Source organism: Cryobacterium levicorallinum (assembly GCF_004402405.1).
Taxonomy (GTDB): Bacteria; Actinomycetota; Actinomycetes; order Actinomycetales; family Microbacteriaceae; genus Cryobacterium; species Cryobacterium levicorallinum.
On record NZ_SOFE01000023.1, the window covers coordinates 113,351 to 127,479 of the forward strand.

General features: G+C 63.6%; 13 protein-coding genes and 2 tRNA genes. 14 read left to right on the forward strand and 1 reads right to left on the reverse strand.

Annotated features, from left to right (window positions below; all coding sequences use genetic code 11):
• Positions 1-138 precede the first annotated feature (138 nt).
• The 9 genes from E3O11_RS12630 to E3O11_RS12670 all read left to right on the forward strand — a co-directional run bounded on the left by E3O11_RS12630 (position 139) and on the right by E3O11_RS12670 (position 9,048).
• Positions 139-1,773 carry an ABC transporter substrate-binding protein gene (locus E3O11_RS12630; RefSeq protein ID WP_092449085.1) on the forward strand — a complete coding sequence of 545 codons (1,635 nt, stop codon included), beginning with the start codon at positions 139-141 and terminating at the stop codon, positions 1,771-1,773.
• Between the two features lie 114 nt (positions 1,774-1,887).
• Positions 1,888-2,961, forward strand: coding sequence for an ABC transporter permease (locus E3O11_RS12635; protein ID WP_369828720.1), 1,074 nt, complete (start codon positions 1,888-1,890; stop codon positions 2,959-2,961).
• 2 nt (positions 2,962-2,963) lie between these two features.
• Positions 2,964-4,046 (forward strand): ABC transporter permease, encoded by a 1,083-nt coding sequence (locus tag E3O11_RS12640; RefSeq protein ID WP_092449083.1) that lies wholly within the window; start codon positions 2,964-2,966, stop codon positions 4,044-4,046.
• A complete protein-coding gene (locus tag E3O11_RS12645; protein WP_092449082.1) occupies positions 4,046-5,749 on the forward strand; it encodes an ABC transporter ATP-binding protein in 1,704 nt (567 codons plus the stop codon). Before E3O11_RS12640 ends, E3O11_RS12645 begins: the two co-directional genes overlap by 1 nt.
• Positions 5,750-5,754: 5 nt before the next feature.
• A complete protein-coding gene (locus tag E3O11_RS12650; RefSeq protein ID WP_092449081.1) occupies positions 5,755-6,669 on the forward strand; it encodes an ATP-binding cassette domain-containing protein in 915 nt (304 codons plus the stop codon).
• Positions 6,670-6,899: 230 nt separating this feature from the next.
• Positions 6,900-6,972: transfer RNA gene (locus E3O11_RS12655), tRNA-Asn, on the forward strand.
• Between the two features lie 124 nt (positions 6,973-7,096).
• Entirely contained in the window at positions 7,097-7,972 is an 876-nt protein-coding gene (locus E3O11_RS12660) for a sensor histidine kinase (RefSeq protein ID WP_092449080.1), read from the forward strand.
• A gap of 9 nt (positions 7,973-7,981) precedes the next feature.
• Positions 7,982-8,746: an AzlC family ABC transporter permease gene (locus tag E3O11_RS12665; RefSeq protein ID WP_092449079.1), complete on the forward strand. Its 765-nt coding sequence runs from the start codon at positions 7,982-7,984 to the stop codon at positions 8,744-8,746.
• Positions 8,743-9,048 (forward strand): AzlD domain-containing protein, encoded by a 306-nt coding sequence (locus tag E3O11_RS12670; protein ID WP_092449078.1) that lies wholly within the window; start codon positions 8,743-8,745, stop codon positions 9,046-9,048. Before E3O11_RS12665 ends, E3O11_RS12670 begins: the two co-directional genes overlap by 4 nt.
• Here E3O11_RS12670 and def read toward each other — a convergent pair.
• Positions 9,045-9,617 carry a peptide deformylase gene (def, locus tag E3O11_RS12675; RefSeq protein ID WP_092449077.1) on the reverse strand — a complete coding sequence of 191 codons (573 nt, stop codon included), beginning with the start codon at positions 9,615-9,617 and terminating at the stop codon, positions 9,045-9,047. The genes E3O11_RS12670 and def overlap by 4 nt on opposite strands.
• A 40-nt stretch (positions 9,618-9,657) precedes the next feature.
• On the opposite strand from def, the gene E3O11_RS12680 reads away from it, so the two are divergent.
• The 5 genes from E3O11_RS12680 to E3O11_RS12700 all read left to right on the forward strand — a co-directional run bounded on the left by E3O11_RS12680 (position 9,658) and on the right by E3O11_RS12700 (position 13,707).
• Positions 9,658-10,572: a DMT family transporter gene (locus E3O11_RS12680; protein WP_092449076.1), complete on the forward strand. Its 915-nt coding sequence runs from the start codon at positions 9,658-9,660 to the stop codon at positions 10,570-10,572.
• 159 nt (positions 10,573-10,731) lie between these two features.
• A complete protein-coding gene (locus tag E3O11_RS12685; RefSeq protein WP_369828716.1) occupies positions 10,732-12,003 on the forward strand; it encodes a glycosyltransferase in 1,272 nt (423 codons plus the stop codon).
• A gap of 38 nt (positions 12,004-12,041) precedes the next feature.
• A tRNA-Ile gene (locus E3O11_RS12690) sits at positions 12,042-12,115 on the forward strand.
• 105 nt (positions 12,116-12,220) lie between these two features.
• Positions 12,221-12,520, forward strand: a complete 300-nt coding sequence (locus tag E3O11_RS12695) for a helix-turn-helix domain-containing protein (RefSeq protein ID WP_241994716.1) — start codon at positions 12,221-12,223, stop codon at positions 12,518-12,520.
• Positions 12,521-12,786: 266 nt separating this feature from the next.
• On the forward strand, positions 12,787-13,707 hold the full coding sequence (locus tag E3O11_RS12700; RefSeq protein WP_166787581.1) for a tyrosine-type recombinase/integrase: 921 nt from the start codon (positions 12,787-12,789) through the stop codon (positions 13,705-13,707).
• Positions 13,708-14,129: the final 422 nt, after the last annotated feature.

Below are 14,129 nucleotides of genomic sequence, written 5' to 3' on the forward strand. Positions count from 1 at the left end.
GCAGATACGTAAAGAAGCTGCGGCTGATCGTGGCAATCCGCGCATTCTGTGCTAATTCTTGGCTAACAGCAATGAACAGCTGCGCCCATTCTCGGGTTCTCCTGGTCATGAGACTTCTACAGGAAGAGGACGACGGATATGACATCCGCATTCACTAACGGCAAGCGCGCTCTCGCTGCCACAGCAGGCTTCGCGGTCGCGGCGCTGGTACTGGCCGGTTGCTCAGCGGGCGGCAGCACGACTACCGACAACGCAGGCGGCCCGATCACAATCGGCACCACAGACAAGGTCACCACGCTCGACCCGGCCGGCTCGTATGACTCCGGTTCCTTCTCGGTGCAGACCCAGGTCTTCCCGTTCCTGATGAACAGCGCCTACGGCACAGCGGATGTCGAGCCCGACATCGCCGTCAGCGCCGAGTTCACCTCACCGACGGAATACACCGTCACCCTCAAGCCCGACCTCGAATGGGCCAACGGCAACGCGCTCACCGCGTCCGACGTCAAGTTCAGCTTCGATCGTCAGCTGGCCATCGCCGACGAAAAGGGCCCGTCCACCCTCCTGGGCAACCTCGAGAGCACTGAGGCCGTCGACGACACCACGGTCGTCTTCACCCTGAAGGCCGGAAACGACCAAATCTTCCCGCAGATCCTGTCCAGCCCCGCCGGCGTCATCGTGGATGAGGACTCCTTCTCCGCGACGGAGGTTACTTCCGACGACGACATTGTCGCAGCCGAGGCCTTTGCCGGCCAGTATGTGCTGACGAGCTACGACTTCAACAACCTGCTCTCGTATACGGCCTACGCGGGCTACCAGGGCCTGCTCGGCGCCGCCAAGACCGACGTCATCAACGTCAAGTACTACACCGACGCGTCCAACCTCAAGCTCGACATTCAGGAAGGCAACATCGACGTCGCATGGCGCAGCCTGTCGGCGACCGACATTGACGACCTTCGCGGCAACGACGCTGTCAGCGTCGTTGACGGCCCCGGCGGCGAGATCCGCTACATCACCTTCAACTTCAACACGCAGCCCTTCGGCACGACGACCGCTGACGCCGACCCGGCCAAGGCACTCGCAGTGCGCGCGGCCGTTGCCGATATCGTTGACCGCGAGGAACTCGCCGACCAGGTCTACAAGGGCTCCTACACCCCGCTGTATTCCTACGTTCCCGCTGGCATGACCGGTGCCACCGAGTCGCTCAAGGGTCTCTACGGCGACGGTGAGGGCGGACCGGACATTGAGAAGGCCGCGGCAGACCTCGCCGCAGCCGGCGTGACCACCCCGGTCGCACTCAACCTGCAGTACAACGCGGACCACTACGGCCCCGGCTCGAGCGACGAGTATGCGCTGATCAAGGACCAGCTGGATGCTTCCGGCCTGTTCACAGTCAGCCTGCAGTCCACCGAGTGGGTTCAGTACTCCAAAGACCGAGTAGCTGACGTCTACCCCGCTTACCAGCTTGGCTGGTTCCCGGACTACTCCGACGCTGACAATTACCTGACGCCGTTCTTCGCCCAGAACAACTTTCTCCAGAACCACTACGACGACGCCGAGGTCGATGCCATGATCAATGAACAGGCCGTCACGAATGACCCCGAGGCGCGCACCGCGCTCATCGAGGAAATCCAGGACAAGGTCGCGGCTGCACTCTCCACCGTTCCGCTGCTCCAGGGAGCACAGGTCGCTATCACTGGGCCGAGCATCACCGGGACCGAAGACACGCTCGACGCGTCCTTCAAGTTCCGTTATGGCGCGCTTGCCAAAGGTTAGAACGTAGTACGGCTAGAGTTTTCTCTAGTTTGATCACCGGGGGTATCTAGTGCTGATAGCGCTGGATACCCCCGATTCTTGTGCAATTGTGAGGTAGTAATGACCACTGTGGCGATGAAGCCGCCCATGCCGGCGGCCGGGCGTTCCAAGAAGAACACCAGCCCGGGCGGTGGCATAGGCCGTTACCTCCTCGTACGATTCCTCCTCATCTTCCCCACCATTTTTATTCTGGTGTCGATGGTGTTCTGGCTGATGCGCACGACGGGAGACCCGATCACCGCCGCGCTCGGCGGAAAGCTCGGTCCCGACCAGCTCGCCGTCCTCATTAAAGAGGCCGGCTATGATCGACCCATCCTCATCCAATATTTTGAGTACCTCGGGCAGGTCTTCACCGGCAACTTCGGCACGACAATCAGCACCAACCGTCCGGTGTCCGAGGTACTGCTCACCTACGGATCCGCTACGGCCGAGCTCGTGTTCTACGCGCTCATCGTGGCGTTCATCGTCGGTATTCCCCTCGGCATGGTTGCAGCGTACTGGCGGGACAAGGCGCCCGATGCCTTCCTGCGCGTGGCCGCCATTCTCTTCTATGCCACCCCGGTGTTTTTCGCCGGACTCCTGTTGAAACTTGTCTTCGCTGTCTGGCTCAAGGTCCTGCCGGTCGCCGGTCGGGCGACCGTCAGCTCGGAACTGGAGATGGGGTTCCTGCCCGACAAGACCGGGATCTACTTCATCGACGCGTTGAAAACGGGCAATCCCGCCGTCTTCGGCGATGTGCTGCTGCACGCTGTACTTCCCGCGGTGGCACTCGGACTGCTCACCGCGGGCGTCTTCCTCCGCCTGGTGCGCACCAACGTCATCGGTACCCTGGGCACCGACTATGTGGATGCCGCCCGCTCGCGTGGTGTAAATGAGTTTCGTCTGGTCAGCAAGCACGCTTACCGCCCCGCGCTCATCCCGATCATCACCGTCATCGGCTTGCAGGTGGCCCTGCTGCTCGGCGGCGCTGTACTGACCGAGACCACCTTTGAGTGGAAGGGGCTGGGCTTCATGCTCATTGAATTCATCAAGGCACGTGACTTCGTGGCCGTTCAGGGCATTGTGGCGCTCCTCGCTGTGATCGTGGCCCTGTCCAACTTCATCGTGGACATCATTGCCGCGCTCATTGACCCGAGAGTGCGGTACTAGCCATGACTATTGACACCACTCACGCCCCCAAGGCTCCGCTATGGACTCGGCTGCCCGTCGTGCATCAACTCCGCCAGAGCGTCGGCCTGCAACGGGGAATGCTCGTGGTCGGCCTCGTCCTCACCGGCATCTTCATTCTCACCGCAATCTTCGCACCACTGCTCGCGCCGTACGGCTACAGCCAGCTGCGCGATGACAGTGGCCCCTTCGGCGCCCAGCAGGAGCCCGGCGGCGACCACCTGCTTGGCACCACCGTCGGCGGCTACGACGTGCTGTCGCGGGTCATCTGGGGCTCGCAGACCGCGATCACCGTCATGGTCATTGCCGTCGTGCTGTCGATCTTCGCCGGTGTGGCCCTGGGCCTCGTCTCCGGTTACTTCGGCGGCTGGCTCGACCGCGTACTCGTCGTCGTCTGCGACGCCGTCTACGCCTTCCCGGCGCTGCTGCTCGCCATTGTCATGGGGATCGTCATCTCCGGCGGTCGCTCCGGCCTGTGGGGTGGAATCTTCGCTGCCGCGATCTCCATCACCGTGGTCTTCATCCCGCAGTACTTCCGGGTGATTCGTGCGGAGACTGTGCGCATCAAGGCCGAGGCCTACGTGGAATCGGCCCGCGTGCTCGGCGCGAGCAACGGCCGCATCATGTTCCGTCACGTTCTGCGCAACGCCACCCGCACCCTGCCGCTGATCTTCACGCTCAACGCTTCGGAAGCCCTGCTGACCCTGGCCGGCCTCGGGTTCATCGGCTTCGGCATCGAACCCTCCTCCGCCGCCGAGTGGGGCTACGACCTGAACAAGTCACTCTCCGACGTCACCAGTGGCATCTGGTGGACCAGCCTGTTCCCCGGACTGGCCATCGTTCTCGTCGTGCTCGGCATCACCCTGGTCGGCGAGAGCCTCAACGACCTCGCCGACCCGCGCCTGCGCAGTCGCCGTGCCCCCGGAAAGACGGCCGGCATCGTCGCAGCGACCAGCGTCATTCCCGGTGGAACCCTGGCTGGCGGTCCTGGCGGTATCGACGGGCTCGAAGCCGGCCTGCCGGCGCACGACCAACACGTGAACGACGACCCATTCGAGGCCAAATAATGAGCGCGCAGTCCCTTCCCGACGTCGTACGCATCGACAACCTCAATGTGACCTTCGCCACCGACGGTGGCGCGGTCAAGGCCGTCGACGGCGTGAGCCTGCGCGTCGCTCCCGGAGAAGTGCTCGCCATCGTGGGGGAGAGCGGCAGCGGCAAGACCGTCACCGCGAAGACCATCCTCGGCCTGCTGCCCGAGACGGCTACCGCCCACGGTGCCGTCATCCTGAGCAGCAAGGACGGTTCCAACTCCAACGACGTGCTCTCCGTCAGCAAGCAGAAACTGCGTCAACTGCGGGGAACGGATGTTTCCATGGTCTTCCAGGAGCCGTCAACGGCCCTGAACCCCGTGTTCACCGTCGGTTGGCAGATTGCCGAGGGCATCCGGGCCCACGGTGAATTCAGCCGCAAGGAAGCCCGCGCCAAGGCGATTGAGATTCTCGGCCGGGTCGGCATCCCCGACCCAGAGAGCCGCGTCGACTACTACCCGCACCAGTTCTCCGGCGGCCAGAAGCAGCGGGTCGTCATCGCCATGGCCCTCGTACTCGACCCCGGGCTCATCGTCGCCGACGAGCCGACCACGGCGTTGGATGTGACCGTGCAGGCCGAAATCCTCGACCTTCTCCGCCGCTGCCGCGACGAATTCGGCACCGCCATCGTGTTGATCACCCACAATATGGGTGTCGTCGCCGATCTCGCCGACCGCGTCGTCGTGATGTACGAGGGCAAAGTCGTCGAAGAAGCTCCAGCCCAGGATCTGTTCTCCAACCCCAAACACGAATACACCAAGCGACTGCTCGGCTCTGTGCCCCGCGTTGGCCACGGCACGGTACGGGCAACCGCACGGTTGCAGGCTCGGGAGTGCGATTGGGTGAATCAGACCCCGGTCGTCGTCGCGAACAATCTGAAGATCCAGTACCCGGGCCGGCTCGGCAAACCCGGTTTCACCGCCGTCGACGGGGTGAGCTTCAGCATCCGCCCAGGCGAGGTACTCGGCCTGGTCGGCGAGAGCGGATCCGGCAAGACCACCATCGGCCGGGCCATGGGCGGTCTCACCAAGGTGACCGGCGGCTCGCTGACGGTACTCGGCCATGAGATGAATGGTTTCAGGGAACGCGCCTTCAAGAAGGTGCGCAGCGACATCGGATTTGTCTTTCAGGACCCGGCTTCGAGCTTCAACCCGTTACTCACCATTGCCGAATGCGTCGCCGAGCCGCTCGTCGTGCACGGGCGGGCAGCGAACACCCGGGCCGCCCGCAAGCGGGTAGACGAACTGCTTGAAGCCGTGCAGCTGCCCAAAGCTTTCGGCGACCGGTACCCGCACGAGCTCAGCGGTGGCCAGCGGCAACGGGCCAGCCTGGCTCGTGGGCTCGCGCTCGAGCCGAGCCTGCTTATCGCCGATGAACCGACCAGCGCGCTCGACGTGTCCGTGCAAGCGAAGGTGCTCGAACTCTTCGCCGAGATCCAGGCGGAATTCGGGTTCGCGGCCTTATTTATCAGTCACGACCTTGCCGTCGTCGACATTCTCGCTGACCGCATTGCCGTGCTGTACAAGGGAAAATTGGTCGAGGAAGGCACCGGCGCCGAGGTGCTCGGAGCTCCGAAAGATCCGTACACGCAGCGGCTGCTCGCCTCGCTTCCGGTGCCCGACCCGGCCACGCAGGCCTTGCGCCGAGACGAGCTTCGCCTTCTGCGTGCGGCAAGATAGACCGTATGAAGCAAGGCGCGGCATCCGTTTCCCCGATCAATTCCAGTGATCTGACCATCGAATACCCGCCGCACGGGGCGAGCCCGGCGTATGTCGCGGTGCACGGCTTCACCCTGCGCATCGCTCCCGGCGAAGTCGTCGGGCTGCTCGGCGAGAGTGGTTCCGGCAAGAGCACTCTGGCCCGGGTGCTCTCCGGTGACGCGTTTGTCAGCGAGAGCACCGGCATCCGTCCCCAGATCACCGGGGGCGAGGCGACCGTGCTCGGCTTCGGCCTCCGCCGTATCAGCAAACGCAAGCTGGCGCGGCTCACCTTCGGCGTCGGCCTGCTCGCCCAGGACGCGGCCGATACCCTGCCGTCGACCATGACGGTCGCCGAGATTGTCGCCGAACCGGTGCTCGAACGCGATCGACGCTACAACCGTCGTGCCCTCGGGGTACGGGTCGCCACCCTGATCGATGCGGTGCGGTTGCCACTGGTCGTTCTCGGCCAGTACCCCTATGAGCTCTCCAGCGGCCAGCGTCAGCGCGTGGCGCTGGCTCGCGCCCTTGTGTTCGGACCGTCGCTCTTGATCGCTGACGAGCCTACAGCGGGCGTTGACGTTACGGTGCGGGGCGCCATTATCGACCTGATCAGCGAGCTGCAGCTGGAGCGATCTTTCTCGGGGCTCGTGATCAGTCACGACCTGGCCGTGCTGAGGCAGGTCGCCAACCGTATCGGTGTCATGCATCAGGGTGTGTTGGTCGGCCTCGGCACCATTGAGGAGGTCTTTCGGGACCCGTGGCACCCGTATGTCAAGGGACTTGCCGCCGCCCTGCAGCCAGCCGAAGTCGAACGGAACGTTCACACCGACGTCTACGAGGCCGGAGCGCCCGATGCCGCCGATAGCGGCGATGAAACGGATACCGCAGTCGGCTTTTGAGACCAATCCCGGCCCGTCCCTCCTGATTTCGGGTCGGAGTAGTCGTGACCCGCGCCGACACGCCCGACCGTACTTTGGTGCGTGAGACTGCGCAACTGTTGCGTCGGCCCGACTTTCCGGGGCTGAACGGGTTCTGAACCCTTCAAATGGCGCCAGCGGAGGCGAACAGAACCCGTTGTGGTTTGGGCCCCGCAAGAAAACTTGGTAAAGTCGTAACGCTGCTCAAGCATTCCTCGATAGCTCAATTGGCAGAGCAGCGCACTGTTAATGCGCAGGTTCTTGGTTCGAGTCCAAGTCGGGGAGCGAAAGGCCACTCAGGGCTCCACCCCGGGTGGCCTTTTTTGTCGGTATATTCCGGCCGACAAAAAAGGTCTTCCTCAATTTTCAACGTGCGCCAGGGCTTCGGCACAAGAGACGGCGGTCAGCAGTGGAGTTCGCGCAACTTCTGGTACCGGCGCTCGGAGCACTGTGTGGTGCGTTGTTGGTGCTCTGGGTGATCGGCCTGCTGCGCTCTCGCCGGATCATCTTTGACCGCAACGCCGCCGAGCGCGTGCGCATCGAGCTGGAACTGTCTCTCGCCGAGCAACAGGGGCGCCTGGCTATCATCCGTGAGCTGCAGGACGGCGCCGTGCTCACCATTGCCCGCCTGATCACCCGGGCTGAAGGCGCACGGTACACCGCCGAAAGTGATCCCTCCACGGCCGTACGTGCCGCCACCGCGCTCGTCGACGACGGCCGAGTGGCCCTCGCGGACATGCGCCGGGTGCTGACGATCGTGCGCGAAGGCGAAACCGTCGGCGCACTACAGCCCGGCCCGCAGTCCACCCGCGACCTGTTTCGGGTCATGCGCGACGCCGGACTGGTAGTCAGTTTCAGCGAATCCGGCGAGCGCTTCGCCCTCAAGGCGGGCGCCGAACTGGCCATTTTCCGCATTCTGCAGAGCGCCCTGTCGAACGCGCTCAAGCATGGTGGGGTCGGCACCGAGGCCCGTGTGTCGTTCACCTGGACGCAGGACGGCCTGCAGCTACTCGTCGATGATGACGGCATTCGGGCCGCCGCCCGTCGTGACGGCAAGGAGGCCGACGAACAGGCGGCGCGCACCCCGTATTCGATCGAAGACGACCTCAAGGCCCTCAGCGAGAGCATTGCCGGTCCCGGCATCACCCAGATGCGCGAGCGTGCCCAGCTGTTCGGCGGCGTGTTCAATGCTGGAACCGTGCCCGGCCTGGGGTTCTCCGTGTCGGCCGTGTTCCCATCGCTGCGCTTTCACAACGGCGTGCACGGCGTCGACCTGTCCCGGTAGACCCGCGGCATGAGCGAAATTCTCGCAAAAAAAGTTGATGAACAGCGGCAGCAACGACTGGCGACCCGCGAAGGCATCGCCGTGGGACTCGCGACCGCCGCCTACGGAGTGTCCTTCGGCGCTCTGTCGGTCGCCGCCGGACTCGACATCTGGCAGACCTGCTTCATCAGCATCGTGATGTTCTCCGGTGGTTCCCAGTTCGCCTTGGTCGGAGTGCTCGCCGCCGGCGGTGTCGCGGCCGGCCCGGCGGCGATCGCGAGCGCGGCCCTCCTCGGCGTGCGAAACGGCATCTATGGCATGCGCACCGCACCCGTTGTCGGCACCGGGCTCTGGAAACGGTTCGCCGCCGCCTGGATCACCATCGACGAATCGACGGCGGTCGCCCTGGCCCAGCCCACCCCGCGTAGTCGGCGGGTCGGCTTCTGGGTCACCGGTCTCGCCGTCTTCATCGGCTGGAACATCACAACCCTGCTCGGCGCCCTGCTCGGTGATGCCCTCGGAGACACTCGGGCTTACGGCCTCGATGCGGCGGCCGCAGCGGCCTTCGTCGGCCTGCTCTGGCCACGATTGAAGCGGATGCAGGCGGTCGCGGTGGCCGTCGCCGCTGCGGTCGTCGCTGCGACGCTCACCCCCGTGCTCATGCCGGGCCTGCCCGTGCTGGTCGCAGCGCTCGTCGCGGTCGTGGTCGGCTTGTTCAACTGGCTGGGCACACCCGGCGTGCCGGGCGGGGCATCCACTCGCCGACCGAGCGATGGATCGGGGCTGGACTCATGACACTCTGGCAGATCATCATTGCCGCCTCGATCGCTGTGCTGGCGCTCAAACTCACCGGATACCTGGTGCCTCCGGCTCTGCTGCACAAGCCAACGCCGGCCCGCATCGCCGATCTGCTGACCGTGGCCTTGCTGGCCGCGTTGATCGCGGTGCAGACGCTCGGCAACGGTCAGGCGCTGGTGCTGGATGCTCGCATTCCAGCGGTCATCGTGGCGGCTGGCCTGTTTGCGATCAAGACGCCGTTCATCGTGGTGGTGCTTGTGGCAGCCTTGGTCGCGGCCGGGCTGCGCGCGCTGACCTAGCCTTCGAGGTTGTCGACGCCGGGGATCCAGGTCAGGCCCGGAACGCCCCAGCTCTTCTTGCGTACGACCTTGGCGGCCATCTTGGCGTAGACGTGCTGCAGACGGTCAACGTAGAGCGTGCCGTCGAGGTGATCGAACTCGTGCTGGAAGATGCGGGCGAGCCAGCCATCAGCTCGAATTTCAAAGGGCTGTTGCTCAGCGTCGACAGCTCGCAGAATGGCTGATTCGGCTCGTTTGAGCGGAAAACGTTCACCGGGAAAGGACAGGCAGCCCTCGTCCTCGTCGGCATCCTCATCGTCGACCGGTTCGGCGGAGACCGGGGTGATCCAGAGCTCCGGGTTGATCGCGACGCCTCGCCAGGTCACTTCGTCGTCGTCCTGATAGCTGTAAGTAAAAATTCGCAGCCCGACACCCACCTGCGGGGCGGCCAATCCCACCCCCGGCGCAGCATCCATCGTCTCGAACATGTCTCGCACCAGGTCGCGCAGATTGTCGTCGAAATCGACGACGGGAGCTGCGGGGGAATGGAGAACGGGGTCACCTGAAATTACTATCGCGCGTACGGGCATTTCTCCAGAATATCGGCAAGCTTGTGGGTAGGGTCATGAAGTGACCTCTGACCTAACCGATCTGGCGAGTGAAATCGCCATTGATCCCAGGCAGGCCATCGGAATTCCGCTGGCCCTGGTCGGCGCGGTCTTCCTATCGCTGGGTGCTCAGTTTCAGCATCGCGGCGTCACCAAGGTCGAAGCGCACACTGAAGCGGTCACCGGTGGACTCAACGTTCGGCAGCTGACCTTACTGCTCGCGCGACCTTCCTGGGTGTTCGGATCCATCATGCTCGGCCTGGCGATCGTGTTTCAGCTCACGAGCCTCGCCTTTGCGCCCATCATCGTCGTGCAGCCGCTCGGCGCGGTTGCCCTCGTGATCACGGCAATTCTGAATGCCCGGGTCAGCCGGGTCAGCCTCAACCGAGCAAGTATCATCGCGATCTCGATGTGCGTGGGGGGTGTCGGGCTGTTTGTGACCGTAGCTGCGTTCACCGCCATCGACAAACCGGTCACCGACCGCAATTTGACCACGATTCTCATCGTGCTCACGGTCGTTCTCTTGCTCTTCGCGCTGGCGTTCGGCTTTCTCCGTCACCGTTCGCAGGCAGTCTTTTATATTCTCGGCGCCGGGGTGCTGTACGGATTTGTCGCGACTCTCGCCAAAGTCGTCATCAACCGCACCCAGAACGGAAATTTCGAGTGGCTGACCCTGACCTGTGTGCTTGGGTTGCTGCTCGCCGCTGCGCTCGGGGCCTATTTTGTGCAGAACGCGTATGCCTCCGGGCCACCGGATCTCGTCATTGCGGGGCTGACCGTCGTCGATCCTCTGGTTGCGGTGGGAATCGGCATCATTGTGCTCGGCGAAGCCAGCCAGGCACCGCCGGCAGCGGCCGTCGCCTTCGTCGTGGCGGGCGCCATCGCGATTTGGGGTGTCTTCTTGCTCGCACGGTATCATCCCCAGTTGGATCGCTGAAACGTGAAGAATTTTGGTGTTCCACGGTGCGGGCGCGTCTCGCGATGCTCGGTTTAGAATAGGGTCGTGTACGCCGCGTCAACGACCGAGCGCGCCCGAGACTTTCTGCCGGACGATGTTCCCGGCCCACCAACGTAGGGACCACTCCACTTGTCAGATGTGACCGACTTGCAGAGCAGCCCGACTCCGGGCGTTGCGCCACAGCGTGGCCCGAATGCCTCGGCGAAAAAACCGCCGATTCGGGTGCTCATCGCTGCGGACACGTTTGCTCCCGACGTGAACGGGGCTGCGCGTTTCGCCGAGCGGCTTGCCGCCGGCCTGGTGGAACGGGGCCACGAGGTGCAGATCATGGCGCCCGCTGCATCACGCAAGCACGGCAGCCGGACCGAGATGCACGAGGGCCAGCCCATGGTGGTGCACCGCCTGCACAGCTGGCGCTGGTATCCGCACGACTGGCTGCGGTTTGCGCTGCCGTGGCTGGTTCGCGGCCAGAGCCGTCGCATTCTCGATTCCTACCGCCCAGACGTCGTGCATTTTCAGTCGCACATCAACGTCGGGCGTGGCGTGTCGATCGAGGCGGCGAAGCGGGACATTCGTTTGGTTGGTACGAACCATTTCATGCCCGAGAACATGGTGAAATTTTCCCTGGTTCCGTTGGGTTTTCAGGATCGCGTGATCAAGGCAGCCTGGCGAGCGGCCCGGCGCACGTTCGGACGTGCCGCAGCGGTGACTACGCCCACCCGGCGGGCCGCCCAGTTCCTGGAAAAATACACCGGGCTGACCGGTGTCCACGCCATTTCCTGCGGCATTGACGCTGATAACTACTCGCCGAATTTTGAACCACGCACGGAGAACCGCATTCTGTTTGTGGGGCGGGTCACCGGCGAGAAGCAGATCGACGTGCTGCTCGAAGCGGTGGCGAAGTTGAATCCCGATCTCGATGTGCAGGTCGAAATCGTGGGCGGGGGAGACCAGAGACGCAACCTGGAGCACCTGGCTGACACCCTCGGCATCCGCTCACGGGTCACGTTTACCGGGTACGTGACGGATGCGGAGCTGCGCGCGGCGTACTCGCGGGCGACGGTTTTCGCGATGCCGTCGATCGCCGAGCTGCAGAGCATCGCCACCATGGAGGCCATGGCCTCCGGATTACCGATCGTCGCCGCTGACGCCATGGCGCTCCCGCACCTCGTGCATGACCAGGCGAACGGGTACCTGTTCAAGCCGAGCGATGCGCAAGATCTCGCCGACAAACTCACTCTCGTGCTAACGGCGACGCCAGAGCTCCTGGAGGCGCTCAAGCGCGAGTCGCTCAAGCTCATTGCCGCGCACGACATCAAGCGCACGTTGAGCACATTCGAATGCCTGTATCGTGGGGAGCCGGTGGGCGATTTGGTCACCAACGGGGCCTCGGCGCATCTGCCGGAGTAGTCACGTAGTTCTGGCGGGACGTTTTGGTCGCGCTTTTTGGGGCGGTAGCTCAGCTGGTTAGAGCAGCGGACTCATAATCCGTCGGTCCCGGGTTCAAGTCCCGGCCGCCCTACTGTAAATTTGATCTGATCAGGGTTTCTTGTCTTCACCGAAAGGGCAAGACTTGACGCACTATCCGTTTATTAACCGTTTATTCAAAAATTTCCGCCTTCTCCGGGTGTTCGTAGAGAAGGTGCACGACCCAGTTCGAGTCATCTGGAGTGACCTCGATTACCTATGGGTTATGGACAGCGAACGACACTTCGGGCTCGGCCTTGAGCCCGTTTTAACGACAAGCGAGCTCGCCGAATATCTTGGCGTGCAAGCACAGGCGATCTACGACCTGCGTGCCGGCGGCCGTGGCCCCTCCGGCATCAGAGTAGGCCGAGAGATCCGCTACCGCGTTTCCGACGTGGTGCGGTGGCTGGACGGCCTCCACGAGCCCGAACCATCCAGCGCCCACGGGGACAGACGCTGATGGCCGGACGACCCCGGCTCCCGATCAGCACGTTTGGCGCCATTACGACTCAACAGGTCAGTCTCGGGATTTTTCGCTCCGTGACTCGCTTCCGCGACTGGGACGGTCAGACGCGCAAAGTGACAGCGACCGGCTCGAGTCGTAATGACGCGCAGGCAGCCCTTAAGTCGGACCTAGCGGCCCGCCTACGAGCCGGCGGTAGCGGCGACTTGCTCACGGCGAGCTCACCATTCCTGCTGCTCGCTGCGGCCTGGATGGAGGACGTGATGCTCGACGTTGACCGCTCTCAGGGCACGAAAGACACCTACCAGCGTGAACTGCGCGTGCTTGTTTTGCCCTTTTTCGAGAACTTCACGATTCGTGAAGTGACCGTTGGGCGGATCGAGCTCTTCCTGAGGCAGCAGCGCGCGCAGTCGTACCCGAGAGCGAAGCACTCCCGCACGCTGCTCGGCATGATCCTGGCCTTTGCGGTGCGGCGGGAGATCATTCCGCGCAATCTCATGAAGGAGACGTCGCGCATGAAGAAGCCCCCGCACACCCCGAAGGCGCTCACGACCGAGCAAATCGCTGCGATCCGCCTCGCGGCCCGAGAATGGCGCACGGAAGACGGCAGAATGGGGCCACGATCCGACGGCCAGGTGCGGGACATCATCGAGGTGATGCTCGGCACCGCAACTCGCATCGGCGAGGCACTCGCGCTGCGGCAGTGCGACGTCGACATGGACGCCGATCCGCCGCGGGTGAACATCAGCGGCACAATCGTCGTGCACAACGGCGCCGGCGTGCACCGTCAAGAGCACCCGAAGACACATGAGTCGAACCGGGTAATCGGCGTGCCGCAGTTCGCGGCCGACGTGATTCGCCAGCGCTTGGCGCTGCTGGATCCGGAGGACACGGAGCATCTGCTGTTCTACTCCCGGGTGGATACTCCACTGGCGCCGTACAACGTCAGGCGCACATTCCGGGGGATACTGCGGAATGCCGGCCTTGAGGGCATGGAAATCACTCCGCACTCCTTTCGCCGCACAGGCGCGACGCTGCTCGCCAACGAACTCGGCATGCAGGCTGCTGCGGACATGCTCGGCCACACCTCCACCTCGACGACGAAGGCCCACTACGCCGAGCCCGACCGGAGGGTGAAGCCAGAGCCGGCGGAGGTGCTGCAGCGGCTGGCTCCACCCCAGTGAGGTGGCGATACTGTGGGCCTTCGTCCAAGCGGAACGGGAACCCGACGAAGGCTGAGGCGATCAGCGGCCGCCGGGTGAGCTAATCGCGACGTCGGTTCGGGTGCTCGACATCTACGCGGCGGCCGTCCGGAGCGGCGAATACAAAATGGAGTTTCGAGCAGTCGAATCACAGGTGGTGTTCGTCGACAGCGGATTTAGTCGCCAGGCAGTGCGACCGCGACACGCCGTGCGAGAATCCACAGGGCACTAAGTCGCGTCACGCGGAGACTGTGGATAACTCGAACACTTCTCCTGTATTTCCGCGAGAGCATACAGGCATTGCCTGTGGATAACCATGTGAGCAGTCGGTGGATAACTACATAAGTGTAATTACTACATGTAGTGGTCCTCAGTTTGTGTCATCACTAGATGTAGAATTAAAC